This window comes from Vibrio frigidus (assembly GCF_042465995.1).
Classification (GTDB): Bacteria; Pseudomonadota; Gammaproteobacteria; order Enterobacterales; family Vibrionaceae; genus Vibrio.
Genome location: NZ_JBCDMC010000007.1, coordinates 155168 through 181423, shown reverse-complemented (window position 1 = coordinate 181423; position 26256 = coordinate 155168). Strand labels below are relative to the sequence as shown.

The 26256-nt window shown below is 42.7% G+C and carries 18 protein-coding genes and 1 other RNA gene; 6 read left to right on the top strand and 13 right to left on the bottom strand.

Annotated features, from left to right (window positions below; all coding sequences use genetic code 11):
• Positions 1 to 175: 175 nt before the first annotated feature.
• The 7 genes from AACW90_RS13630 to grpE form a co-directional block, all read right to left on the bottom strand.
• Complete coding sequence (locus AACW90_RS13630) at positions 176 to 601, bottom strand: type IV pilus modification PilV family protein (RefSeq protein ID WP_390235345.1); 426 nt, start codon at positions 599 to 601, stop codon at positions 176 to 178.
• Positions 588 to 1004 (bottom strand): hypothetical protein, encoded by a 417-nt coding sequence (locus AACW90_RS13625; protein ID WP_390235343.1) that lies wholly within the window; start codon positions 1002 to 1004, stop codon positions 588 to 590. The genes AACW90_RS13630 and AACW90_RS13625 overlap by 14 nt, the downstream gene beginning before the upstream one ends.
• The gene (locus AACW90_RS13620; protein ID WP_390235341.1) at positions 1001 to 1552 is read right to left on the bottom strand and encodes a prepilin-type N-terminal cleavage/methylation domain-containing protein; all 552 of its coding nucleotides are present in this window, start codon (positions 1550 to 1552) and stop codon (positions 1001 to 1003) included. The genes AACW90_RS13625 and AACW90_RS13620 overlap by 4 nt, the downstream gene beginning before the upstream one ends.
• Entirely contained in the window at positions 1533 to 2027 is a 495-nt protein-coding gene (locus tag AACW90_RS13615; RefSeq protein ID WP_390235339.1) for a prepilin-type N-terminal cleavage/methylation domain-containing protein, read from the bottom strand. The genes AACW90_RS13620 and AACW90_RS13615 overlap by 20 nt, the downstream gene beginning before the upstream one ends.
• Positions 2028 to 2295: 268 nt before the next feature.
• Positions 2296 to 3429, bottom strand: coding sequence for a molecular chaperone DnaJ (gene dnaJ / locus AACW90_RS13610; RefSeq protein ID WP_390235336.1), 1134 nt, complete (start codon positions 3427 to 3429; stop codon positions 2296 to 2298).
• Between the two features lie 184 nt (positions 3430 to 3613).
• Positions 3614 to 5533 (bottom strand): molecular chaperone DnaK, encoded by a 1920-nt coding sequence (dnaK, locus tag AACW90_RS13605; protein ID WP_390235332.1) that lies wholly within the window; start codon positions 5531 to 5533, stop codon positions 3614 to 3616.
• A 273-nt stretch (positions 5534 to 5806) separates the two neighbouring features.
• A complete protein-coding gene (gene grpE / locus AACW90_RS13600; RefSeq protein WP_390235329.1) occupies positions 5807 to 6418 on the bottom strand; it encodes a nucleotide exchange factor GrpE in 612 nt (203 codons plus the stop codon).
• A gap of 180 nt (positions 6419 to 6598) precedes the next feature.
• On the opposite strand from grpE, the gene nadK reads away from it, so the two are divergent.
• The 3 genes from nadK (at position 6599) to bamE (ending at position 9842) form a co-directional block, all read left to right on the top strand.
• Positions 6599 to 7483 (top strand): NAD(+) kinase, encoded by an 885-nt coding sequence (gene nadK, locus AACW90_RS13595; protein WP_390235326.1) that lies wholly within the window; start codon positions 6599 to 6601, stop codon positions 7481 to 7483.
• 165 nt (positions 7484 to 7648) lie between these two features.
• Complete coding sequence (gene recN / locus AACW90_RS13590) at positions 7649 to 9310, top strand: DNA repair protein RecN (RefSeq protein ID WP_390235324.1); 1662 nt, start codon at positions 7649 to 7651, stop codon at positions 9308 to 9310.
• 172 nt (positions 9311 to 9482) lie between these two features.
• Positions 9483 to 9842 carry an outer membrane protein assembly factor BamE gene (gene bamE / locus AACW90_RS13585; protein WP_390235322.1) on the top strand — a complete coding sequence of 120 codons (360 nt, stop codon included), beginning with the start codon at positions 9483 to 9485 and terminating at the stop codon, positions 9840 to 9842.
• Between the two features lie 348 nt (positions 9843 to 10190).
• Here bamE and AACW90_RS13580 read toward each other — a convergent pair whose 3' ends face one another.
• Positions 10191 to 10538 carry an RnfH family protein gene (locus AACW90_RS13580; RefSeq protein WP_390235639.1) on the bottom strand — a complete coding sequence of 116 codons (348 nt, stop codon included), beginning with the start codon at positions 10536 to 10538 and terminating at the stop codon, positions 10191 to 10193.
• Between the two features lie 17 nt (positions 10539 to 10555).
• Entirely contained in the window at positions 10556 to 10984 is a 429-nt protein-coding gene (locus AACW90_RS13575) for an SRPBCC family protein (RefSeq protein ID WP_390235321.1), read from the bottom strand.
• A gap of 117 nt (positions 10985 to 11101) precedes the next feature.
• Between AACW90_RS13575 and smpB the strand changes: the two genes are divergently transcribed.
• Positions 11102 to 11587 (top strand): SsrA-binding protein SmpB, encoded by a 486-nt coding sequence (gene smpB, locus AACW90_RS13570; RefSeq protein WP_195702414.1) that lies wholly within the window; start codon positions 11102 to 11104, stop codon positions 11585 to 11587.
• A gap of 56 nt (positions 11588 to 11643) precedes the next feature.
• On the opposite strand, the gene pbpC is transcribed toward smpB, so the two are convergent.
• Together pbpC and AACW90_RS13560 are read right to left on the bottom strand one after the other, a co-directional pair.
• The gene (gene pbpC / locus AACW90_RS13565; RefSeq protein ID WP_390235316.1) at positions 11644 to 13800 is read right to left on the bottom strand and encodes a penicillin-binding protein 1C; all 2157 of its coding nucleotides are present in this window, start codon (positions 13798 to 13800) and stop codon (positions 11644 to 11646) included.
• Between the two features lie 3 nt (positions 13801 to 13803).
• Positions 13804 to 18459 carry an alpha-2-macroglobulin family protein gene (locus AACW90_RS13560; protein WP_390235313.1) on the bottom strand — a complete coding sequence of 1552 codons (4656 nt, stop codon included), beginning with the start codon at positions 18457 to 18459 and terminating at the stop codon, positions 13804 to 13806.
• Between the two features lie 252 nt (positions 18460 to 18711).
• Between AACW90_RS13560 and ssrA the strand changes: the two genes are divergently transcribed.
• Together ssrA and AACW90_RS13550 are read left to right on the top strand one after the other, a co-directional pair.
• Positions 18712 to 19079, top strand: a transfer-messenger RNA (tmRNA) gene (ssrA, locus tag AACW90_RS13555).
• A gap of 183 nt (positions 19080 to 19262) precedes the next feature.
• Positions 19263 to 20504: an integrase domain-containing protein gene (locus AACW90_RS13550; protein ID WP_390235310.1), complete on the top strand. Its 1242-nt coding sequence runs from the start codon at positions 19263 to 19265 to the stop codon at positions 20502 to 20504.
• 226 nt (positions 20505 to 20730) lie between these two features.
• Here AACW90_RS13550 and AACW90_RS13545 read toward each other — a convergent pair whose 3' ends face one another.
• Entirely contained in the window at positions 20731 to 22089 is a 1359-nt protein-coding gene (locus tag AACW90_RS13545; protein WP_390235307.1) for a Shedu immune nuclease family protein, read from the bottom strand.
• A 328-nt stretch (positions 22090 to 22417) separates the two neighbouring features.
• Complete coding sequence (locus AACW90_RS13540) at positions 22418 to 26254, bottom strand: type I restriction endonuclease subunit R, EcoR124 family (RefSeq protein ID WP_390235305.1); 3837 nt, start codon at positions 26252 to 26254, stop codon at positions 22418 to 22420.
• Between the last annotated feature and the right edge of the window lie 2 nt (positions 26255 to 26256).

Below are 26256 nucleotides of genomic sequence, written 5' to 3'. Positions count from 1 at the left end.
CAGCCTTGTCGCAGTCAATATTTATAACGTATTGTAGCGTAGCTGAGCGTCAAAATGGAACCTGTTAACGCGATTCATCATCCTTATATCAAGCACATTAATTACGTTGTTAAAATGAGTTCGTATCCGCGAGCCGCTCAAGGCGTCCCTATGAGAACACATTTCATCTGACCTGTTATTGAGTGGCATTGGTATTGTATCGCGCACTCTTTAGGATTAAGCGACGAATGTTACCCGAAACACCGCGCCAGCTAACCTCTACTTCAAGCTGTTTTAGGCCTGAAATGCTCCCTAGGTCCGTGATTGTTGACGTCACCGTATATCGATGGCTTTCCTCCGCATTTAATACCTCGACCTTTTTTGGAAACCGAGTCATTTTAGAGAATTGAACACGGCTTTCTAAGCTGCCACCTTTTAAACGCAATTGCTCTAACGTAGATTCAGCTAGGTACAATGCCTCTTGTTGTCGTTGGGCCAGCCGAGCACTTCTCTGTGTATCGATTTGAAGTTGAGCTAACCCTAAGATAGAAAACGAAATAAGGAGCATAACGATAAGTACTTCCATCAGCCCAAATCCACGACCCTGTTTAAATAAAATCACGCCAGCTCCCTGCCACCCACTCAACGCGATACTTAGGTTTTTCACTAACCAGTAATTGACGGTAAAGTGACAGGCTTCCTACCGTCGAGGTTATCGAGTACTGTTTATCATTTTTTCCAATATCCAATACCCACGTCACCTTAACTGTAAACGGTAGGCTGCATTCGCTTACCTGTTTATCTATTACCATTAATTTCGTTACCGACTGACTCGCGAACAGGGCGAAAGCGCATTCTAACCCTGCCTCCGCTAGCCAAAACCTTTTACGGTACTCAATCTCGCTCTGTCCCCTTTTATACTGCGTAAACACGCCAGAATAGCCAGCCATAGACAAAACGAGCACCGCTAATAGATAAAAATGACACAGTATCAATACTGCAACCCCTTTCTGTTTCGTTTTCATCGCATTGCTACGCTTATTGCTAGGTTAAATTGGTCCTCAGTATCAACCAAAGAAGCCGTCAGTGATAAATCAAATAGGGCAGCCTCAACACCGCTCATCTGCGTTTCTTTGACCGTAAAGCTAACCAGACGTATCTGCGTCTGATCAAACACCGAATAGAAAGGATGGCACTGATAATTGATAGATTGGTCCGTTACCTTGTAGGTACAATATTTAAGTTTTTGCTCTTTGCTATCGGCTTTAAACTCGGAATAGATAACCTCGTCACCCTCTCGATAGACGTAACTCAGTTCTGACTCTGAGCTTATTATCTTGCTCGCTCTTCTAAGATCATCCTGAATAAAACGTAATGAATCAGAAACCGCACTGTGCAGAAGAAGCCGTTGAATCTCCTTCTGAGTGGCAGAACTACTCGCAATTGTAATGGAGGTTAAAGTGGTCATCGCTAACGCCATCAACGTACTCGTCACAAGCATCTCAACTAAGGTGAATCCACTTCCATTGGCACATTTTAGCGCTCTTATGCTACTAACATTTTGAATAGCCATAAAAGTTCTCCCCAATAGCGCATATCCTCACTCGCCCAGTAACATGGTGTGTGATCAGTTTCAATGAGGCGCGACCCGCCGCTTTATCACCTATCAACAGGTAACCATTTTCTAATACTCGTCCTGTTCTGCCATCCAGTTTGACTGATGTCCAAGAAGGAGAAAGCGGTATGCCCTCTCCCTGAGTAGATGCAATTTCATTGTCGTCATCGGTCACTCGGTTATGCTTTACTAAAGATAAGTGCCAACCATTCACACTCCCTCCATCGCTTACCGAAAATCGTATCCAGAGATCTTGTCGTCTCGTCAGTGCCTCTACTCGTGCTTGACTGAAGAACCTTCTCAGCTCCACCGCCAGTTGCCTAAGTTGATAGTTTTGATAAAACAATTGAACATTAGGCAAGGCGACAGACAACAAAACACCCGATACGGAAAGAACAACAAGAAGTTCGATTAAGGTAAAAGCTCGATTCATCAATGGCTCCTGATACCAAGCGAGTAAAGTCATCGCTCACAAAACGGCTTCGCTTGGCATAACAATGCGTAGGAAGTGATGCTATCAACTAAAATAGAAACGTTTAAACGAAGAAAGAACAATTTGGAGGGAGTTCAGAACAATAGCTGGAACCACTGTCTTGTTATCTTACAGAGTAGAGATCTAACCCGAAAATACTGGCCGAAATTTAGGCACAAAAAAGCCACTACGGTGAGTGGCTTTTATCATGTTAATTTCATTCATCAACCTAGTTGGTTAAATCATCAAAGAACTTCTTAACACCGTTGAAGAAACCTTCTGATTTAGGCTTGTGCTTATTAGCAGCATCACCAGCACACGTCTCTTCAAACTCTTTTAACAGCTCTTTTTGACGCGAACTTAGTTTCACTGGCGTTTCAATAACCAGCTTCACAATAAGGTCGCCAATACCGCCGCCACGAACGCCTTTCACACCTTTACCACGCATGCGGAATAAGCGATCCGTTTGTGTCTCTTCTGGCACCTTAAGGTTTACACGGCCATCAAGTGTAGGTACTTCAACTTCGCCACCGAGCGCTGCTTGAGCAAAGCTCACTGGTACTTCGCAATAGAGGTTGTTGCCTTCACGTTCAAAGATGTTGTGCTCGCGTACATGAACCTGAACGTACAAATCACCGGTTGGTGCACCTTGTTCTCCAGCTTCACCTTCGCCAGATAGACGAATACGATCACCTGTGTCCACACCAGCTGGGATCTTAACATTAAGTGTTTTGGTTTTCTGCTTACGACCTTGACCATGACATGAATTACATGGGTCTTTGATTGTTTTGCCTTTGCCGTTACAGGTTGGGCACGTTTGTTGAACAGCAAAGAAACCTTGACGCATCTGCACTTGGCCGTGACCATGACAGGTTGCACATGTATGCGCGCTAGAACCTTTCTTCGCGCCAGAACCGTCACAAACTTCACACTCTACAAGAGTAGGAACTTCAATCTCTTTTTCGCAACCACGAACGGCATCTTCTAAAGAGAGTTCCATATTATAGCGAAGATCAGCACCGCGTTGAGCGCGCGCTTGACCTCCACCACGACGACCTCCGCCGAAAATGTCACCAAAAACATCACCAAAGATATCGCCGAAATCACCACCTTGGCCACCGCCACCCATACCACCTTGTTCAAAAGCAGCATGGCCATATTGATCATAGGCCGCTTTTTTCTGGGGATCGGTTAAGATTTCATACGCTTCTTTTACTTCTTTAAACTTTTCGCCAGCCTGATCATCATCCTGATTTCTATCGGGATGGAATTTCATCGCAAGACGCTTATACGCCTTTTTAATATCTCGCTCTGAGGCTTCACGGCTTACGCCTAAGACTTCGTAAAGATCACGTTTTGACATGTTTTCAAATACCGTTTACTTGCTTCAAATCTAACTAGAAAATGGCAATAAACCATTATCTAGTTAGATTCATTATTTACAAATTTACGGGCGAAAGAGAAAACTCCAACGCCCGCAACATATATTGAGACTACAAATAATCCATTGATTTCTTCCTCCTTACAAGGGGAAGAAATCACTTCAATTATTTTTTGTCGTCTTCTTTAACTTCTTCAAACTCAGCGTCAACAACATCGTCATCTTGCGCTTGTTGTTGGCCAGCTTCTTCGCCTTCACCAGCTTGCGCTTGTGCTTGCTGTTGAGCGATTTCCATCAGTTTTTGAGCCGCGGTCATTAGGGCTTGAACTTTCGTGTCGATAGCTTCTTTATCGTCGCCATTCTTCACGTCTTCTAGCTCTTTAATAGCCGCTTCAATCTTCTCTTTCTCTTCAGCTGGAAGTGCTTCACCTGCTTCTTCGATTTGCTTCTGAGTGCCGTGAATCATCTGATCCGCTTGGTTACGAGTCTTCACAAGCTCTTCAAACTTCTTATCCGTCTCTTTGTTCGCTTCTGCTTCTTGTACCATTTTCTCGATATCTTCGTCGCTTAAGCCACCAGAAGCTTGGATAGTAATCTTCTGTTCTTTACCTGTTGACTTATCTTTCGCAGATACGTGAAGAATACCATCAGCATCAAGGTCGAATGTTACTTCAACTTGAGGCATACCACGTGGCGCAGGCTGAATACCTTCTAGGTTAAATTGACCTAGAGATTTGTTGTATGTTGCTTGCTTACGCTCACCTTGAAGAACGTGGATAGTAACCGCGTTTTGGTTATCTTCAGCCGTTGAGAAGACTTGGTTCGCTTTTGTTGGGATAGTTGTGTTCTTTTCAACAAGCTTAGTCATTACACCACCCATTGTCTCAATACCAAGAGACAGAGGAGTAACGTCTAGAAGTAGAACGTCTTTAACTTCACCAGCAAGTACACCACCTTGAACTGCTGCACCCATGGCAACGGCTTCATCAGGGTTTACATCGCGACGTGCTTCTTTACCGAAGAACTCCGCAACTTTAGCTTGAACCATAGGCATACGAGTCTGGCCGCCGACGATGATTACATCGTTGATGTCACCAACAGAAAGGTCTGCATCTGCTAGAGCAACTTTTAGAGGCTCTAGAGTACGTTGAACTAGGTCTTCTACTAGTGCTTCTAGTTTCGAACGAGTCACTTTAATGTTCATGTGCTTAGGACCAGTCGCGTCCGCAGTAACATAAGGTAGGTTAACGTCCGTTTGTTGCGCTGAAGATAGTTCGATCTTCGCTTTCTCAGCGGCTTCTTTAACACGTTGCATTGCAAGAGGATCGTTTTTAAGATCAATACCTTGGTCTGCTTTGAATTCGTCTACTAAATAGTTGATGAGACGGTTATCAAAGTCTTCGCCACCTAGGTGTGTATCACCATTCGTTGCAAGTACTTCGAACGTTTTCTCGCCTTCTACTTCATCAATTTCGATGATAGAGATATCGAATGTACCACCACCAAGGTCATAAACAGCAATAGTGCGGTCGCCGCCTTTTTTGTCTAGGCCATAGGCTAGAGCCGCTGCAGTTGGTTCGTTGATGATACGTTTAACTTCTAGACCAGCAATACGGCCTGCATCTTTCGTCGCTTGACGCTGAGCATCGTTAAAGTAAGCAGGAACCGTGATAACCGCGCCAGTAACTTCTTCGCCGAGGAAATCTTCAGCTGTCTTTTTCATTTTCTTCAGAATTTCTGCAGAGATTTGCGGTGCCGCCATTTTTTGGCCTTGCGCTTCAACCCAAGCATCACCGTTATCAGCCTTAACAATCTTAAATGGCATGATTTTGATATCACGTTGAACTTCTTCGTCTTCAAAACGACGACCGATCAGACGTTTGATCGCATACACTGTATTTTGCGGGTTAGTAACCGCTTGACGCTTAGCAGGTTGACCTACTAACGTTTCGCCGTCTGTATAAGCGATAACGGAAGCCGTTGTACGCTCACCTTCAGCATTTTCTATTACGCGTGGTGCGTCGCCATCTAATACAGCAACACATGAATTAGTAGTACCTAAATCAATACCAATGATCTTACCCATCAGACTCTCTCCGAAAATTCAGTTATTCAATTTCTATATCCCATTAAATGGGGACGGAGAATAGGGATTCAACCCCCTATCTCCAAATGTTTGTTTTGTGTCTGCACCTTAGATAAGGGCATTGAATCACTTTTCAAGGGATAGGATAAAAAAAACATTCACCATTTTCTTTTATTCAAAAAAACGGGTTGCCCAAAAGCACCCCGTTCATCCATTGATTACTATCCAGCTTATCTAAGTTGCATTCAGGACAGATCGCATCCCGAAGGAAGGTTATTTAGAAACCATCACCATTGCAGGACGAATAACTCGCCCGTTTAACTCATAACCTTTTTGCATCACAAACATGACGCTGTTTGGTTCATGGTCGGCACTCTCTTGAATCGACATTGCTTGATGGTATTCAGGGTTAAACGCCTCACCTTCTGGGTTAATCTCTTTAAGACCAAACTTAGCCACAGTGTCAATAAATGTCTTGTGCGTTAGCTCAACACCTTCTAGTAAAGGTTTCACCGCTTCATTCTCAACATCGGCCGCTTGAATAGCGCGCTCTAGGTTATCAATAACCGGTAATAGTTCTTCAGCAAACTTATTCAGCGCGTATTTACGTGCTTTATCCATTTCCTGTTCAGAACGGCGACGCATGTTCTCTACTTCTGCTTTTGCGCGTAGAACAGACTCTTGCTGTTCTTTCACTCGCATTTCACTTTGAAGTAGTGCGGCTTCTAATTGTGCAATCTTTGATTCTTCTTCATCAATTGCATCGGTCTCATTCCAATCAATATCGCCATCTGTACCTACAGCACCCACATCGGAATCGAGTTCTTGTTCTACTGCTTCTTGATTTAGTTCTTCTTGGTCAATTTTGTTTTCTTTGTTACTCATGCTTTCTCCAAACTTCGGAATTTAGTTTCTAACGCAAGTCTTGTTATCAATTTAAGAGACGCGGACATCTAAACTTAAATAAAACACTCGCGTATTTGATTTAGTTGCCTTTATTATGGGGATTGATATTAATGATTCAAGCGCTAAACGCGTCCTTTCATCTTTAATTGGATTATCTTCATGAAAAAGCCTTTTAAAACCATTGGCATAATTGGAAAACCAAGAGATCACAAAGCGGTACAAACTCATAAAGATTTGTTCCATTGGCTTGTCTCTGAGGGTTATAACGCCGTTATTGATGATCGTCTTCGTGATATTCTTGATGATATCGAAGGCCAATTTTTTACAAGTTTAGTCGATATTGGGTCAAAAGCGGACCTCGCTATTGCCGTAGGTGGTGACGGAAATATGCTTGGTGCCGCAAGACTTCTCTCCCGTTTTGATATCTCTGTCATCGGTGTCAACCGTGGTAATCTCGGTTTTCTAACCGATCTTGACCCTGAAGAATTTAAAGAACCGTTGCAAAAGGTACTTAACGGACAGTTCGTTGAAGAAGAGCGTTTTCTTCTAGAAGCAGAGGTATATCGAGATGGTCAACTGAAAAGCCATAATACCGCGTTAAATGAAGTGGTTCTTCACCCGGGTAAAATTGCTCGTATGATCGAATTTGAAGTCTATATTGATGATACCTTTGCCTTTTCTCAGCGTTCTGACGGCCTGATTGTTGCCACTCCGACAGGTTCAACAGCCTACTCCCTTTCTGGTGGCGGCCCTATTCTTTCGCCCAGTCTCAACGCCATCTCTATTGTGCCTATGTTCCCACATACTCTGTCTAGCCGCCCCTTGGTTGTCGACGGCAATAGCAAGGTGAAACTGATGGTCTCTCCAGACAACAGAGGCATTCAAGAAATAAGCTGTGATGGACAAGTTTCCTTGCCTGTATCACCGGGTGACGAAGTGATCATATTTCAAAGCCCCAATAAGCTTCGGCTAATACACCCCGAAGACTACAGCTATTACCACGTCCTACGTAATAAACTTGGGTGGTCAAGCAAACTATTCTAAGGTGTAGCGAACCATTTTTAGAATGTGGCAAACCATTGGCGCAAATTCAGATCTCAAAAATACAAAATCGCTCACAAAAAAGTCACCTTGATAACTTTACTGTATAAAGAAACAGTATATACTGTTTCTTTATACAGTGTTGTTCATTCATACAGGGTTACTAAAATGCTGGCTCATTTAAGTGTTAATAATTTTGCGATCGTTAAGTCTCTTCAGCTAGAGCTTTCTACTGGAATGACAACCATTACTGGTGAAACAGGCGCAGGTAAATCCATCGCGATTGATGCACTCGGTTTATGCCTTGGTGACAGAGCAGAGGCCGGGATGGTACGTCAAGGTGAAGAAAAAACCGAGGTGTGCGCGTCCTTTCAGCTCGACAATAACCTTCACGCAACGCGCTGGTTAGAAGACAATGAGTTACTTGACGGAAGTGAGTGCATACTTCGTCGAGTTATCACTAAAGACGGTCGTTCAAGAGCCTTTATTAACGGCAGTCCCGTCCCTCTTTCTCAATTAAAATCTCTTGGGCAACACCTGATCAACATCCATGGCCAGCATGCGCACCATCAATTGATGAAGAGCGATTATCAACTTTCTATGCTGGACCAATATGCAGGGCATTCAGAATTAATCAATAAATCTCGTAGCCATTATCAAGCGTGGCGTCTGGTTAAAAATCAATTAGATGAATTAACACAGAACAGCCAAGAAAACCAAGCTCAGAAACTGCTTTTGGAATACCAAATCAAAGAGTTGAATGAGCTCTCTCTTGGCGAAAATGAGTTTGTAGAACTCGAACAGGAACACAAACGTCTATCCAATAGTGGCGAGCTCGCCTCTAGTTGCCAATCGGCGATCCACACGTTGTACGAGGGTGAAGAGGTAAATGCCTTACAACTTCTTCAATCAACAAACCAAGTTCTCATCGATCTGGCGGATCTAGATAGCTCATTAAGCGCGCTGCCTTCCATGCTGAACGAGGCCATTATTCAGGTAGAGGAAGCCAGCAGCGAACTACGCCACTACCTAGAAACCGTCGACATCAATCCCGAAAGAATGGTCTATGTTGAAGAACGCTTTTCAAAAGTGATGTCTATTTCTCGTAAGCACCATGTGTTGGCCGATGACTTATATGTCCACCACCAAGACTTGCTTAAACAGATAGACGATCTTGACTGCTCGGATGAAAGGCTAGAAGCCGTAGCAAAAGAGGTAGAGGCTATGCACCAACGGTTCATTACTAGTGCCGAAAAGCTAAGCAAATCCAGAAGCCGTTATGCAAAAGAGCTCAACAAGCTCATTAGTCATAGTATGCATGAACTCAGTATGGAAAAAGCCAAATTCAATATCAACATAGAGCAAGATCATAGCCGCACCACGCCACTTGGCATCGACTACGTCACATTCTTGGTTTCTACTAACCCAGGCCAACCATTGCAACCTATTGCTAAAGTGGCCTCTGGTGGCGAGCTGTCGCGTATTTCATTGGCGATTCAGGTTATCACAGCTCAAAAAGTGGATACACCAAGCCTGATATTTGATGAAGTGGATGTAGGTATAAGCGGACCAACCGCTGCGGTAGTGGGTAAGATGCTGCGTACTTTAGGTGAATCGACCCAAGTCCTTTGTGTGACGCATCTACCACAGGTCGCCGGTTGTGGTCATCAACAGTTGTTTGTCGCCAAACAGACTAAAGCAGGAAAGACCGAAACGCAGATGAATTCATTAAACGAAGAGCAACGTGTTTCTGAGTTAGCCCGCTTGCTTGGTGGTAGCCAGATTACCGAATCCACCATAGCAAACGCAAAAGAACTATTGGCGGCTTAATTTGCTGAGTAATTCTTCGTCTGTTTATTTATAGCCGCTATTTTTGCAACCAATAGCAAATTTCGCGGTCTTATATTCAACTTGAGGTAATACCTCTTTTACTTCTCGGCCAACCTTGTTTATCATCTGGCGAGTTTTAGCGAATATATTTATTAATAAAGAATTTCCAACTATGCGATTTAAGAAGTGGTTAGTTGCCGTTCCTCTAGCATTAACAATGCTTACAGGCTGTTCTCTGGCAGAAAAATTGGTTTACCGGATAGATATCAATCAAGGTAACTACATTGAGCAACAAGCGGTTGATCAATTGAAATTTGGCATGACGAAAGAACAAGTTCGTTATGTGATGGGCTCGCCTATGCTGGTAGAAAATGGATACCCAAATACGTGGTATTACATCTATCACCATCAAAAAGGCCATAGTGACCCTATTCAGAAAAACCTTTTTGTTAACTTTAGTGACACCGGAACCTTGCTTGCTGTTGAGGGAGACTTCCCTACTGGTGAAAAGTTTTTCGAAGGCTTGAACTAGATAATCGGCTATTTAAATAACACTATCCCCTCGCAAGTGTAATACCGTCCGGTCAGTACTCTAACCTCTCGTCATTCCCGTGAAAACGGGAATCTGGATGAATTTAGATCCCCATTTTCATGGGGATGACGTTGGTTTTCGTGGGGATGACGTTGGTTTTCGTGGAGATGACGCTGGTTTCGTGGAGATGACGTTGGTCTCGTGGAGATGACGCTGGTCTCGTGGAGATGACACTAGTTTCCTTAGGGCAATAGGTATCGATAACCTTAACCAAACAGCATTACGCGCAAGTGAGGGTTTTATTTGTATCGTCACATCTATCGTAAAATAGCGGTTAGAAGGACTTGTTTACACTGCATTTTTTCGAGACTCATTTGGCTTACCACCGGTCACAGAATCCGCATTACCTTTTGCCTTCGCCTGTTCAGCCCTTTTACGCCGAATCTCTTTAGGGTCGGCCAATAATGGTCGGTAGATCTCTATTCGGTCCTTATCTCGAACGGTAGCATCCAGTTTTACATTGCGACTATATACGCCCACTTTATTCTTCTTAAGATCGATCTCGGGATACAGCTCCAATATTCCAGAATGATTTATTATCTCTTCTACCGTTAGCTCCTTACTCACTAGCTGAGTAAACACACGCTGTTCGTCTGGTAGGGCATACACCACTTCTACATGAATCACTCGGGATATCTCCTTTTTCAGGTCGACTAATAAACCTGTTTGGCTCTTTGAGTAAAAGAATTGACCATATTATTCGTTAAATCATTAAATATTTTACCAAATGCCATTTCAACAAGACGACTAGAAAACTCAAAATCCAGCTTAAGTTCTACCTTACAGGCGTACTCATCTAACATGGTAAAATACCAGCCCCCTTTCAAAGACTTAAACGGCCCATCGACCAGCTCCATCATAATGACGGTATCTTTGGTTAAGCGGTTAATGGTAGTAAAGGTTTTACTAATACCGGCTTTCGATACATCGACCGACGCCTTCATGGTGTTATCACTCTTCTCAAGTACTTTTGAACCTGAGCAACCTGGCAAAAACTCTGGGTACTTGTCTACGTCATTGACGAGATCGTACATCTGCTTTGTACTAAAAGAGACGAGTGCTGAACGTCTAACTTGTGGCATAAATTTTCTCGTAACATCTATTGCTCATCTAACGACAAGGATTATTATTATTTATCAACGCGGAAAGTAAAAATAAGGTTTCCCCAATAGAGGGTCAATCCGTATAATAGCGCCATTATGGCAAAGAAAAATTCAAAATCCAAAACTACGAGCAATACAATTGCTCAAAATAAGAAAGTTCGCCACGAATACTTTATCGATGATGAAGTAGAAGCTGGCTTGGAGCTTCAAGGCTGGGAAGTAAAATCACTCCGTCAAGGTAAAGTTAATATCGCAGAAAGCTATGTCTTTATGCGAGACGGCGAAGCCTTTATCAGCGGGATGACCATTACCCCTTTAAATCAGGCATCAACGCATGTTGTTGCTAACCCGACTCGTGTCCGCAAACTTTTGCTTTCTAGAAAAGAGCTGGACAACCTGTTTGGACGAATCAACAGAGAAGGCATGACACTTGCCGCATTAACACTCTATTGGTCGCGTTCTTGGGTCAAAATCAAAGTTGGTGTGGCGAAGGGTAAAAAACTTCACGATAAACGCACTGATATGAGAGAAAAAGATTGGGCACGCGATAAAGCTCGGATTATGAAGAGTAAGTTGCGTTAACCATTTTCGTTTTGACGTGAAATAGAGTACCACTCTCCAAGAGCGGCACTCTATTTTTATTCATGCACGTGAATGATTTTTTGATCGCAAATCATTTTCACACAGGCACTTATTTTAACCTCGTTCTTATACTCAGCAAGAACGAGTTTTTTCTTAAAATACGGTTGATGGTTAACAAACCACCGAACCTCTTTCCTTTCACTGTTTACGGTTAACGGCAAAGACTCCAGTTGCGATTGATAATAATGTTGACCCGTTCGCAGGCTGGTAATGGCAATTTTAGCTTGTTGAGCGCTATCTACGAGTATCGAATGCTTCTTTTGCCATGTATTAAGCGCTTCTGGCCACCGATCACCTATAACAAAACTTCCATTAGTCTGCATACTAGGTGGCGTTAATCGATTAATGGTTAAACTTTGCGTCTTTCTTAGACAAGGCCCATTCAAATTACTGGCATAAGACCGTCCGCTTGGCCAACAAGTTAGCACCTTACTCACTAAAGCGGGTTGTTTAATCTTGCTGATATCCCTTGGTAACAAATCAAACACATCAAACATTATTGGTGCCGCTTGAGTGGCTCCAAGATAACCAACTAACGGGCTTGCATCCGGTCGCCCAACCCATACCGCTACGGTATAATCAGAGCTAACCCCTACAGACCAAAAGTCGCGATAACCGTAACTGGTTCCTGTTTTCCACGCTATTTTTCTTCTCGCGCTTGGTACCACTCGATCCGGAGCGCTAAGGTCACTTAACGTATCAAAGATGATCCAACTGCTTGCATCGCTAAGTAATGGTTTTGCATTATTCAATGGCTGATCCTTCATCAATCTCAAATCATTCACTAACCCATGGTTTGCTAACGAACGATACAAGCTCGCTAAAACCATTAAGTTTGTCCCTGTGCCGCCAAGGCCAACACTCAGATTCGCTTTTTTATGTTGAAGATGAACACCCGCTTGAGCCAGTCTTTCATCAAACACTTCTGGAGTAACACGATTGAACACCTGAATAGCCGGAACATTAAGGGAAAGTTTTAGTGCATTACTTACACTCACAGCACCAATAAATTCGCCACTTAAATTGTTCGGTTTATAGCCAGAAAACGATGATGGAATATCACTAAGTAAGCTCTCACTGTGAATAATGCCAAGATCTAACGCAAGGCCGTAGATAAAAGGTTTGAGTGTCGAGCCCGGCGAGCGAATGGCTTGTACCATATCTACGTGTGCAAATCGTTGCTGGTCGGTAAAATCCACCGAACCTTGATAAGCAAGAACCTCTGCGTTCTTATTGTTTACAATCACAACCGCCGATGATGTTTTTCTTGGCAGGCTATACTTTAAACGTGACATTAACTTGGTCACTTTTTGTTGAAGTTCATAGTCAATGGTTGTCGTGATCACGGTACTTCTGGGGTTTTCTCTTTGCAATTTTCTGCTTAGCAAAGGCGCAAGTAAAGGCAACACATCTTCCTTTACCTTTACCGATTCTTTCGCTAATAGTTGAAATTCTTCTTGCGAAATAAGGCCATTTTTGGTCAGGCGCGCGAGCACTTTATTTCTCATTGCTTTAGCGCGCTCAGCGTATCTGTCTGGTCGGTTTAATGAAGGGCGTTGTGGTAATACGACCAAAAGCGCCGCTTCATTTTTGGTGAGCTTTCTTGCGGACTTATTGAAATAGCGTAGCGAGGCGGCCTCTACACCTTGAATATTTCCTCCAAATGGCGCTAGGTTAAGATAGTAATTAAGTATCTCTTCTTTGTTATAGCGCCACTCTATTTGAAAGGCTCGCCATACCTGCTTTATTTTTCCCAAAATAGAACGCGAATGAGGGTCAATGAGTCGCGCAACCTGCATGGTAATGGTTGAACCACCAGAGACAACATATCCATTGTCAATCCATTGCCATGTCGCTCTAATAAGTGACAATGGATTAACACCTGGATGATAGTAAAACCAGCGATCTTCGTAGTTCAACAAAGCATCAAGGTAAAACCCATCAACGTGATCGGATGATACTTGATAACTGTGTATACCTTCTCGGTTAGCAAATGATCGCAACACCTCACCATGTCGAGACGTCACCACCGTTGAATGGCCGTTGGGATATAACTCTGGCAACGGATACAAGTGGTTCAACAATCCCACCATCCCGGTAAATAACACAAGGCCAATAATCAAGCCACGATATAGCTGCCGAAAACGTGGCATATCCTATTGCAACGCCTTAATGCTTACTCTGTGCTGCTGGTGCGAAATTGAAGCGGCTCGCCCACCTATATAATGTTTTTCTGGTTGGTACATAGATTCGATATAAATAGGTGGCACGGTGTATTTCCCCTGCACTTCAGCTCGCATGGTATAGGCGTATCGATACTGTTTTCCTTTAATTAAATGCGTAGAGACAACGAATCGATCGTGTCTATATTCTGTATGGAGACTATCGCTATGTCGCTCCTTCTTTTTCTCATGTTCTTGCTCTTGTTCTTCGAAAATAGTGACACCCTGTCCAAGATTTGGGTTCTCTAACACAAAACCTGCGGGAATTCGGTCCACTATCAACGCATTATTGATGGTTTCATCTAATTCTAACCAAAGGTTAACCGTGACTCTATCGCCTATATTCACTACCTTGTGAAACGGTTTATCTGAATCCGCATCATCAACCAATTTTCCATTCACACGCCAACTTCTGTTTACTTTGTCACTCTGCATTACCTTGATGGTATTGAACGAATGATCTGGCTCTATAAACTTGATGTTTTGCATATAACCTTGAGCCAACACCTTAAGATAGATAGGATCTTCACCCTGATTGGTTATCTCCATATTTTCGTCAAGCAACTGGCTGATTTTACCGCTTTTTTGTTGTACTTTTTCATCAATTGAAACGGATAATAACTGGCTGCTGTTTTCTTGTTCTGTAAGCACTGCAGCTCTTAATAACGCCGCACGCTCTTGGGTGCTTAACCAGTTTTTTTCTGCCGAACTCGCGGCAACTTCTTCAATGTAGTCAGCCTGAAGCGCGAGTGCTAGGCTCCTTAGTTCCTCATTTTTAGCGATGTTATTTAGCAGCAATATCGCTAAGGATAAATCTCTAATATCGGAACCATAATCATTATAATAGATAGTATTGTTTCGCGATGCTCTGACACTTTCTAATTCAAGTTTGGCGGTATTCGTCGCCCCAACATTATTAAAAGTAGCAATGAGATGAAGGCGAGATAGCTCGGTGTTATATACACTGGTATCGTGCCCATAATTGATATCGCTATAACTGATTAACCCTTGCTCACTCAGTAGATAAGCAGCATAAACTTTGGAAAGTAAGTTCGACTCATCATCGTCATCATTAAGGTATTGTTGAATACGTCTGTAGGCATTTTCTAACATCCCTTGTGGCGCAATATTAGGGTAAATACGCTCGGCTTCTGTCAAAAACTCAGTAATGTAAAGAGTAAGCCAATACTCTTCAGGTCCGTAGCGATCCCACAGCCCAAATCCGCCGTTTTCTTTTTGCATATTCTTCAAACGCCTAATCGCATCGGCAATGAGCTCTCGCTTATCACTCGCCTTATTAACGGACTCCGATTGCTGCTGTATCGCGCTATTTTGAAGGGTTTGTAGTTCAGGATGGTCAAGTAAAAATGGCCATGCTTTACTCGTGGTTTGTTCTGCGCAACCATAAGGATAGCGTAATAGCCCTTTCGCTTGTTCTGTCACGCTTAATATGGGTTTTGCACTGATATGAACTTCCCCACTTAGACCTTGAACAACGGACATACCATTCCATAAAGAGGCAGGCACACGGTACGATTGATTGGCAGATAACTTCACAGATTTCGCCTGACTAACCCATGGCATAGCGGCACGAATCGGTATACTCCACTGACGATCTATATTCGTTTCTTGCGATGAATCACTTACCTTGAGTTGCAGTATCGCTCTCTCTGTTAAATTGTCAGAATCAAGAATAAATGCGACATTTTGGCTCCATCGTTCACCGTTCTCTAACCTGAGTTTTTTCTTAAATAACGAACCGTCCGAAAACAAGGATGTGATATACGACGGGGCGGCTTCACTTACATTTTCGCTTGCCTCAAGCACCAACGTGAACGTTTTATCTTTGCCACTGTTATTGAAAATATCGATCGTTGTTGTCGTGATATCACCCGGTACCACAAAGCGAGGAATACTCAGCTCGGCAACCACAGGCATACTAATGGTGTTATCTTGAACTAGTTGCCCAACTTGTTCATTGTTAAACGCGGTCACCACGACTTGAGCCTCGCCATTATAGTCGGGGATATCTAGCTCAATAACGACTTTGCCACCGACAAGTTTGTGGGGCTGAGACATTAATACAATGGTTTTACTATCGACTAAATCGTCATTGTTATTCTCTAATCTTTTATTAAGATCGCTACCGAAACGAGATTGAGCAAAGGGGTCCGGCCTTAACTCGTATAGCCTTGAATAGAGATCCACAATATCAGCACTGTATCGACGCTGGTCAAAAAAGTAATGATACGGGTCGGTTGGCATAAACCGAGTAAGGTTGGTGATGCCTTTATCAACCAACGAGACGGTTACCCATGTATCACTTAGAGTATCAATGGATAAATTGGTAGCTTCGATAGGAATTGAGAGCTTTTTCATCGGCTCTATGCGCTCTGGCAGCTCTATAGAAAGTGCTATTTCCCGCTGATTACGATCTAACATTAAAGGCACAATACCGAGGTAACGCTTAGGTGTTTCTCCAGATATCCCTGTTAACGTAGCCGTAAGGAAAATATCATGTCGCTCAAGTGGCTGACCTTCAATATCGACTAACGGCACTTTTATTTGCACATCGCCTTTTTTAACCTGAACCCGCTGCGACCACAGCATAGTATCACCTTCAAGCGTGAGCAGTAACGAACCGGCCATTGGGCTATTAACCGTGACGTTTGAATACCCATCGCCTTCACTATATCTGCGTTTATCCGTAGTGATATTGAGATGACCCGGTTTCATTTTAATCTGACGATTACCCTGATACCAACCTGCGTAAAATGGATATATCGATTCAGTGCCTTGAGTAAGTTCGACCACTTTTAACCGGTAGTCTCCCCACTCCACGCCATAATTTACTTTCTGTGCTTCTTGTGCCAACTCTATTGTTTTCTTAGAAATGTTCACCCATTCTTGCTGTTCTTCACGGCTCCAACCGCTGCCCTCTTCATATACCCAATAATACGGCCCTTGGTTGTACTCTAAGCTCACCTCTACCCGTCCCTCTCTAAGGCTCTGCCCATCGGCAGTAAGCAAGGCAATTTCAAACTCAGCTTCACTTTGATAAGCGAAAGAATCTGAGGCAGGTTTAATCGCAGGGATAAGGCTATCTCGCCATGTGGTAAAGCGCACTTTTCTCTGTATTGCTGCCCCACCCGACTCTTGTAAAGCAAAATTGGCTTCAACTTCAACAGGCCCTTTCAAGGTATTGTGCTTTGGTGTTGGCAGATTTACCGTCAACGTACCTTGATCTGACAGTTTTTTATCATCAAGCTCTTGATAATAATGGTCGAGATTAAAGCGCTTCCCTACATAAAAGTCGCGGTATTTGCCGTTAAAATGTTGTACCGGCTGATACGTTATTTCTGTTTTCAGCACATTACCGGCGGCTGGGGTTCCAAACAGATAACGGCCTTCTAAATTCACAGAATTATTCTGCCCAGCCACAACAAATGGCGCTAAATCAGAGATAAGCAAATCCATTCTCTCTGGCACAAACTCTTCTAGTTGAAAATGGTATTGGCTAATAGGGTTAGGATCACTTGGGTCTATACGCACCTCTACGGTGTACCTACCCATTTGCCAATTGGTTGATGTTTGGAGATTATAAGTATAATAACCAGAAAACGTTGATGGTAATGCTTGCTGCAATAACGCATTTTTTTCTGGGTCAATGACAGTTAAAAACAGTTGGTCAACGCGCTCTTCAGACAAAAACGCTCGCCCATCACTATCCCTTAATAAGATATTTATCGGTAGGCTCTCAACCGGTTTAACAAGATCTCGGTTGCTGTATAAATAGGCTTCGTATTCTCTGTATTGGCGACCACCAATATTGAACTCAGAAAGGTCAAGAGGCACCTCTCGCATAGGCAGCATTGAGTACTCATCGCCTTTAGACACAATCACCATATCGGTATCGATGCTTTCTTTCGAAAAGTGGGCTAGCCCTTTCTCGTCCGTCTGTTTTGATTCAATCCATTCACCGGCTTGCATTAGACCAACATCGGCCCCTTCCACGGCTTCTCCAGTTGATAGACGAGTAACACTCAATGTACCTTCATGACTATTGAGTCTTGCTTGTATGCCAATATCGGTAAGCAACATATGTTTCACTTGAAAATCACTATAGTCACCGGGCGCTTTGACGACCACCAGATACCACCCGGATGAGAGTGTATGGGGAATAGGGACCCTTGCTGAAGTTAATACATCTTGTTCCGCTTTTGGTAATTCATAGCGATCGGAAAATACGCTGCTATACGCATGCTGAACTTCTCGCAATTCCCATGCGGAAAGACGATCAAGCAGGTAATAGTTTTGTAATAACTCATTAGGGTTGGTCACTTTCAGAATTTCAATATCGACGAAGTTCATATTCATGTAACTAATTGGAATGGATTGCCGTGCAGATTGAGGCACTAAGGGGCCATTTCCCACAACCGTAATGCTAGGCGTTTGCTGCGCATAAGATGGCAAAGAAAAAAGAGTAGTGAACATTATAAGTACAGCAACGAGCCCAGTATTAACTACGTGCTGCAAATACATAAGCGTTGTGAATAAGGAGCGAGAACGACACCATTTTACATTACTCATTTATTCCTTTCCTTTTGTTATCCATTTTTCAGCTAACCAATGGTTATCTATACGTCCAGTATTGATTATCTACATCAACTTTCAAGTATTTATCAAATACTTGAACAATAAGTGCTACACAGTGTTGAATATTTAGCCCCCATATACAGGCAGACTTACCGCGTCACTCTGAAATACGAACAAACATTCGACACTTAACCACTGGAAACTAGACAGTGCGTACTTTTCTGTTACTATGCTCGTGAACCACTTGGGGCTGATCCAGGATTCGACGGGAATTCTGAAGTCTGAGGTGCATGCCGTGGTGCGGTTTGCCACGTTAAAAAGCCGCAAAAAAATAGTCGCAAACGACGAAAACTACGCACTAGCAGCTTAATAACCTGCCAAGAGCTCTCTTGCCCTAGCTTCCGCTTGTAAGACGGGGAACAACAAGGGATCAAACCCAAACTAGCTAGCCCGGATTTTCCCTCCTGAGAGGAAAAGGGCGAATACTAATTCAGGATAGTCAGTTACTAGCGTGTCGGTTCGCAGGTAGTTGGTGAATTTAAAGATCGACTAAGCATGTAGTACCAATGATGAATGATTTTCGGACGCGGGTTCAACTCCCGCCAGCTCCACCAATCATAAGTTTAAAGACGTCCTAGGGCGTCTTTTTTCTTGCCTGTAATATAATAAAATCAATGACTTATAGTCCATCAGCGTCCGTAGCGTTCTCTACCTTCCATACTCTTTGGTATTCCACGTGGTATTCCAAGCAATAAATGCTAGTATTTGGAATACCATTTATTTGAGGAGTTGGCCCCATGGGAACTAGAGCAACTAGACTAACAAGTAAAGCGATTACCAACGCAAAGCCTAAAGAGAAGGATTATGTTCTTTCAGACGGTGACGGTTTACAGCTACGAGTTAGGACAAATGGTTCTCGGTTATGGAACTTCAATTACCGCCACCCTATTACTAAAAAACGCATCAACATGGGTTTAGGTGCCTTCCCTGAATTATCCCTAGCTAATGCCCGTAAAAAGACAATAGAAGCAAGGGAGCTTGTTGCTGATGGCATAGATCCAAAAGAAGCCCGAAACTCAAAACTTTCTGAAATGCAAAAAGAGTTAGAAGACACATTACTCAATTTAGCTAAAGAGTGGTTTGAAAGAAAAAAAGAGAGTGTCACGCCAAACTATGCTGATGATATCTGGCGTTCTTTGGAACTACACATATTTCCTGATTTAGGCAACTACCCTATTTCTAAGATTGATGCTCAAACCGTTATCAAGAAATTAAAACCCTTAGAGGCTAAAGGTAGTCTTGAAACAGTGAAACGCTTATGCCAACGCTTAAACGAGATAATGGTATATGCCGTTAACGTCGGTAAGCTCACCTATAACCCTATTGATAAAATCTATTCTGGATTTCGAAAACCGAAGAAAAAAAATATGGCAGCTCTGAAGCCCAATGAGCTACCAGAACTGATGAATGCTATTGCTAATGCGTCTATTAAGAAAGTGACTCGTTTTTTAATTAAGTGGCAACTACACACGATGAGTAGGCCTGCCGAGGCAGCAGGTGCTAAATGGGAAGAAATCGACTTAGAAAACAAACTTTGGATTATCCCAGCAGAAAGGATGAAAAAAAGAAAAGAGCACAAAGTACCTCTAACTGAGCAAACTATTGCATTATTAGAAGAACTTAAACCAATTAACGGTCATCGAGATTTTCTGTTCCCTTCAGACAGAGATCCTAAAAAACCTTGTAATAGCCAGACTGCTAATATGGCTTTGAAACGAATGGGGTTTCAGAACCGACTAGTGAGCCACGGTTTGAGATCCCTCGCAAGTACAACGCTCAATGAACAAGGATTTGGTCCTGATGAAGTTGAAGCCGCACTCGCTCACGTAGATAAGAACCAAGTTAGAAGCGCATACAATCGCACAGACTACATCGAACGCAGGCGACCAATGATGAGCTGGTGGAGTGAGCATATTACTGCTGCGGCTGAAGGGAATGTTTCTTTGGCAGGACGAAAGGGATTAAAATTAGCTGGGTAAAATAATAACGTACAGGAAGCCATGTGGCTTCCTGCTCTTTTTCACAACATATCTTCGGCTTTAGATAAAAAAATGCAGCTTGCCGGTAACGGTTTCTGAACATTATGAGCTAAGTGCTTTGCTAAATAAGCAAGTGACAAACTGGCTCGTTTATCGTAAGCGTCTCTGAGCAAATAACAAAACTGCCCCTATGTTTTCGATAGAAACGCTCTTTTACGTACTATCCTTAGTCACGGACGTCCTCTGACGATAAAAACTGCATCAGCTGCTTAAGCTTCAGGAGTAATTCGTCAAATGTTACAATATGTACATCCTTTGAGTTACGTCGATACAATTCAAGGGACTTTCGCATATCATCATCGCTAGGTAACATCCCGATAACCAAGACACAATTTATCGCATAAGACTCGATATCGTAAACTCTAGAGTTCATTTTGATAGATGCGATATTTTGCTCTAAATGATATCGTTGATCTAACACTTGAGTTACAGAACCTGATAAATCTGCGCTCGCTGAATACACGGACCCTCGATATACCGATTTATGTAGAAGCTGAGTTGATGGTTTCTTGATTTCTACTATTGCTAGATTATTTGTAATTCGGTTTTTTAATAAGTAATCAGCAATTTTTTCTCCATTCCCGGATAAACGTTTACCACCTACAGAAGCTTGATCTCGTACCTTAATGGCTGGATACCCAAACGTCAGAGAAAGTATGAACGGATTCTCGTTAAACAACTTCTGCCAAGTATCTTCTTTAGTTCTTTTTCCAAGTAGTTCTTCGAACTGTTCGATTAGACGTTCCAGAGTGACTAACTCGATATCTGACCGTAATTTTCCCAATGTTTCTGGCGTTGATGCTGAAATAGCAGACCTATCCTGAGTAACAAGCTCTAGTGCGGATTGCTTATCCGAAGGTGATATATTTAAACGCAACATCCTAGAAATAACATCATTAGTCAGCTCTTTCGTTTTCTGCGGCCTTCCCAAGCGTAATGCTAGATGGTTGTAGGTTGCACGTTCTTTAGTGAGACGAGCTGCTTTTCTAGCTCGGTTAGTCAATCGATTACAGACCTTACGCATATCCTCATAATCACTCCAGCTCAAGTAAAAACAGCCTTCACTCTCGCCAGTTTCTTTATCTGATCCAATTTCTAACATAGAGCATTCAGTGAACCGCTCGACGGCATCAATAATGAATCGGTACTCCTTTGTAAGTCCAAGACCATATCTGATATCCTTCACAAAGCCACTTGGAAGATCAAGTAGCTGTGCCTCCACATCATTTGAACTTTCAGGTAACTCCACATCCTCCATATGAACTACTATTTCACGTATGTTAGTATACTTAGGTTTTAAGTACTCAGTGTGCGGAAAAAGAGTAATAATAGGGTATATCGATATGCAGCTATACTGTATATAGAATGTTGCTATATGAGTTTTATACTCACCAACATCCCCATCGAGCATGCATAACTCATCGGCAGGAGGGGTGTAATAAACTTCAGCCATGGCAGGATTGACTAACTCTATTTTTAAATCTAATTCTTGGTTCGTATAGTTATCTGGTAAATATCTGGCCATACCGCTACTCATTCCGGTCATTTTCGTTTGGGGTTGATGTCAATAGCTGTTCCTAACAATACAAATCACTTGGCTATGACATCACTCATTAATTTAATTAGGGATAGCAGTGCTTTGCTTAGTGAGCGCCCCATAAAACCACCTTGTTTTTGTTTTCATTTTCACCTTATCTTCAACCAATTCTAGTTGAGCATCGGGTTATTGAGATGGGCAGTGTCCATACCATTACTTGCGAATGTTCGAGGTTAATTTTGAATATAACGGGGAGCTACTATAAGGTGAGCTCCCCTAGTTTTGCATTCAGCTTATGTTGTGGTTGTCCCCAATGTTAGTGCTGACTGCCTTTCCATTTTTCTGCTAGCTTCTTATTCATTTTAAAATCAATGACGTTTGGCGAAGTTTCAATTGCAGACTTTTCAGCATTACGCTCTTTTTGTTCTTCATGCTTAGCTTTTAGTTTGCTGAATGCCATTTTTGGCAATACAACAAAGCTGGCAAACAGAACGCTTTTTGCACCATCGTAGATAACATTTTCGATAAATGGCTTATAGCTTTCATCTCCAGCATATTGAACAACAACAGCAATGAACTCGTCAACTACGCTCCCCTCTCTTGCCTCTTTGAGGGCCCAAACAATGCCACTCTGACCTTCTTGATAAAGAGGAAGGTCAAGATCTTTTGTGACCAGTTCAAGCTCTAAAAGTGCAGTCAGCGTCGTATCTAAAACATGAGAAGACACCACCCCAAGTTCCTTTAGCTCACTGTAGCAGCCTGTTGATAATAACGAAGCGGGATTGTCTTCATACAAGGTATCTGTTTTAAAGGTAACTGAACCCAACTCAACAGCGTTTTCAAGCTCTAGAACTTGGTTTGCTCGATAGAGCTTAATACCACCAAAAACAAACGGCTTAGGGGAAACATTTTGGCTCTCTTCGTGAGTGTCTATTCGACTATCTTCCAGAAAATCCTCCGCTTGCCCAAAGATAAACTCTTGGAGGTACTTATCAATGCGCATGTTCAGTTTGAACGGGGGGATCGTCGCGCCTTCAAGACGTTCAAAATAGACTTTTGCCTTAGTTCTATCGACCGTTGATTTCAGCGTATCAAAGCGACCAAAACGGTTAATGTTCTGCTCATTAGCATCACCATTCATCAACTGAAGAAGTAAATCCCTATCTAAACCAAGAGCCTCAACAATAGCGGCAATTCGTAGCTGTTCCTTCTGGTTTTGATAGTCATTGATGTAGTCTCTAAAAGTATGACCTTCAATTAACTGCGCATCTCCACGCTGCAAATCGTGCAAAAAGAGCTTGGCATACTTTTGTTCGCTTTGGCTAAGTGACGCAAATGACTTATGTAACTCATTGAGGGTTATTTCAACGCTGGTAGAGTCTTGGTGTTGATTAAGCTCTTTTAGATATTTATCAAAGCGGCTATTCATGTAGTCGGCATCGATTTTACCAGTGTCAATTTCAGTTAAATAACCACTGATATCAAATGGGACATCACCACCTGCTCCTTCACCATTGCCGCCCCCTTTGCCAGCAAGCTCTTTATAGCGCTGAACTAAACTCATGTAAGTGAGTTCATCAATAGCCAGAGTGACCTCGCGCTCAACACCGCTCTCGCCTTCTAATGAGTCAGTATAGGTAGACTGCTCCCAATTCAGACCTTGTACTTTGGCAGCTTCTAGGTGCTTGTTAAAGGTATTAAATAATTCGGTAAACTTAGCACAAAGCTCGACATCGTCTGGCAGTGTTTCAAAATTTTCAATACCAGCGCTAGCAAACAGTTCAGAGATATCCGCCGACACCCCATTCATAAGGTCAATATTACTTACCAACCTATCAACAAACAGCCCAATAGGCTTGTCGCCAGAGTAGAGTTTGACAGCATCATTAATGTGCCTCTCCATGGTGTGTGGATAGCGATAATAACGAACAATACCGTGACGTTTGTCAGGACCAAACAAACGATTAGTACGCGAGAAAGCCTGAATAATATTCTGGTATTTAATCACTTTATCTAAATACAAGGTATTCAACCACTTGGAATCAAAACCAGTCAGCATTTGATCGACCACGATCAGTAGATCCAACTGCTTTGAAGACTCTTTGTGAATATTCTTGTACTGTTCTTTATGAGCAAGCCGCGCAGCGATATCTTTTTTAAAGGCCGAATGACGAGCAAAATCAAACTCTAGGCCATAGCGGGCGTTATAATCGGCCATAATCTCTTCTAGACCGTCACCTTTAAACGTCGGGCCACGGTCACCACTACCATCGTTATCAATGTTAGGGTCAAATAGGGCCGATATTTTTAGCTCAGGTTTGTCTGCTTTTAAACGGCGATAATAATCAATCGCTTCAGCGATACTATTGGTGGCTAAAATGGCGTGAAACTTATTGCCTTGGCTAAGCACATCCCATTTATCTAAAATGTCAGCGACGACTTTTTCTTGGTGAGCGTCCGTCAAATATTGGCTTTTAGGAACATAGTCTTCAATGCCTTTATGATATTTGCCTGTGGCATCTTTATAACCCGCCATCGGCACATCATTCATAAAGTGATTAAATTTTTTCTTTTTGACAGGTTCTGCCATCGCATCAGTAACCGCGTCAGCCTTAGCTTGTTGTAAGGCGATCTTTTCTCTAAGTTTGCCGTCCTTAAAGGTAGAGACTTTGTAAGGATCGAAGCCTAATACGTTACCGTCACGGATGCCATCAGCGATGCTATAGCGATGCAGCTCGTTACCAAAGACATCAGTGGTCGTATTACTATTAACTTGGTTTTCTTCATGAATGGGCGTACCAGTAAAACCAAAAAAGAGAGCTTTCGGGAAGGTTTTTTTCACCCTTACCAACATGCCTTCTTTATCTTCTGTACCTCCACTCATCGTTGAGCGGTGCGCCTCATCGATAATAAACACCAAGCGCTTATCACGAATTTTTTCAATATCAGCCGAGTTTGTTGCGACGCCCTCATCATCCGCCTCTTCAAAAATATTACTCATTTTTTGAATCGAACTAACAATTAAGGTATCAGCAGGAGCGGTGCTCTTTAGTTTAGTCACCAGTACATGAGTATTCTCGGTGGCTTGTACCACTTCCCCATCGCTTGCAAAACCCTGATATTCAAGGAGAGACTGAGTACCAAGCTCAATGCGATCCATTAAGAAGATCACTTTGTCGGCGTCTTTTGATTGAGCAATCAACTGTGCTGACTTAAAGCTGGTCATGGTTTTACCAGAGCCTGTGGTATGCCATACATAACCACCCAGCCTATCTTTATTGTTTACACCACCTAACTGCTTCCAGTTGGTTTTAGCAACTCGATCCGATATCGCATTAGCGGCGTAATACTGATAGCTACGCATGACTTTAAGTACGCCATCGCTATCGTCAGCGACGGTGTAAAAACCAATTAACTGATGCGCCATCGGGATCGATAGCAGATCAGATGCAATATCCTTCCAGTGATTTTTAGGCTCGTTATTATAATTTCCCCAATGAAATTGATAGTCGGGATTAAATCTGCCATCCATCCCCGGATTAGCAAAGTATTTAGCCTCATCAGGCTCCATGGCAACAAAGACTTGGATGAGCGAAAATAGGCCGCTAAAAATGCCTTCTTTAGAGTACTTTTCAATTTGGTTGACCGCTTGACTTACCGGAACGCCGCTGCGTTTTAGCTCAATATGAATAACGGGCATACCGTTTATTAGCAACAGCACATCACCACGACGGTCGTTACGTAACGGGCTACCTCGTTCGAACTTAGGTTGCTGCACAATTTGGTAACGACTTTGACCAGCAGCGATCTCTTGGCGGTCATAGATTTTCAAGCTGACTTCTTTGCCATAGTGCAGCGAGTCATCAGGGTTGTCTCGTTTAATCGCGACCGTCTTACCATTAATTAAACCATTGAGTTTGAGCGGCGTCTTCAGCTCTTTGATCTGCTCAATAATCTGCTGCATTTCAGTGGTAGTCAGCGGCACATCGTTTAAGCGATCTTGTTGGCGGTTGTTTTCAAACAAAATGTTTGCCCAGTTTTGCAGTAACTCGGCCTCAGTTTTGTTTTTGAGGATTTCAGGCTCCCACCCTTTTTGGGTGAGAACCTCAATAAAAGCCTGCTCAAATTTTGCTTCGGTTTTAAAAATGGTCATGG

Excerpts from the sequence above, each read along its gene's own strand:
- AACW90_RS13625 (WP_390235343.1), bottom strand. The coding sequence starts at position 1,004 with ATGAAAACGAAACAGAAAGGGGTTGCAGTATTGATACTGTGTCATTTT.
- AACW90_RS13620 (WP_390235341.1), bottom strand. The coding sequence starts at position 1,552 with ATGGCTATTCAAAATGTTAGTAGCATAAGAGCGCTAAAATGTGCCAAT.
- AACW90_RS13615 (WP_390235339.1), bottom strand. The coding sequence starts at position 2,027 with ATGAATCGAGCTTTTACCTTAATCGAACTTCTTGTTGTTCTTTCCGTA.
- dnaJ (WP_390235336.1), bottom strand. The coding sequence starts at position 3,429 with ATGTCAAAACGTGATCTTTACGAAGTCTTAGGCGTAAGCCGTGAAGCC.
- dnaK (WP_390235332.1), bottom strand. The coding sequence starts at position 5,533 with ATGGGTAAGATCATTGGTATTGATTTAGGTACTACTAATTCATGTGTT.
- grpE (WP_390235329.1), bottom strand. The coding sequence starts at position 6,418 with ATGAGTAACAAAGAAAACAAAATTGACCAAGAAGAACTAAATCAAGAA.
- nadK (WP_390235326.1), top strand. The coding sequence starts at position 6,599 with ATGAAAAAGCCTTTTAAAACCATTGGCATAATTGGAAAACCAAGAGAT.
- recN (WP_390235324.1), top strand. The coding sequence starts at position 7,649 with ATGCTGGCTCATTTAAGTGTTAATAATTTTGCGATCGTTAAGTCTCTT.
- bamE (WP_390235322.1), top strand. The coding sequence starts at position 9,483 with ATGCGATTTAAGAAGTGGTTAGTTGCCGTTCCTCTAGCATTAACAATG.
- AACW90_RS13575 (WP_390235321.1), bottom strand. The coding sequence starts at position 10,984 with ATGCCACAAGTTAGACGTTCAGCACTCGTCTCTTTTAGTACAAAGCAG.
- smpB (WP_195702414.1), top strand. The coding sequence starts at position 11,102 with ATGGCAAAGAAAAATTCAAAATCCAAAACTACGAGCAATACAATTGCT.
- pbpC (WP_390235316.1), bottom strand. The coding sequence starts at position 13,800 with ATGCCACGTTTTCGGCAGCTATATCGTGGCTTGATTATTGGCCTTGTG.
- AACW90_RS13560 (WP_390235313.1), bottom strand. The coding sequence starts at position 18,459 with ATGAGTAATGTAAAATGGTGTCGTTCTCGCTCCTTATTCACAACGCTT.
- AACW90_RS13550 (WP_390235310.1), top strand. The coding sequence starts at position 19,263 with ATGGGAACTAGAGCAACTAGACTAACAAGTAAAGCGATTACCAACGCA.
- AACW90_RS13545 (WP_390235307.1), bottom strand. The coding sequence starts at position 22,089 with ATGGCCAGATATTTACCAGATAACTATACGAACCAAGAATTAGATTTA.
- AACW90_RS13540 (WP_390235305.1), bottom strand. The coding sequence starts at position 26,254 with ATGACCATTTTTAAAACCGAAGCAAAATTTGAGCAGGCTTTTATTGAG.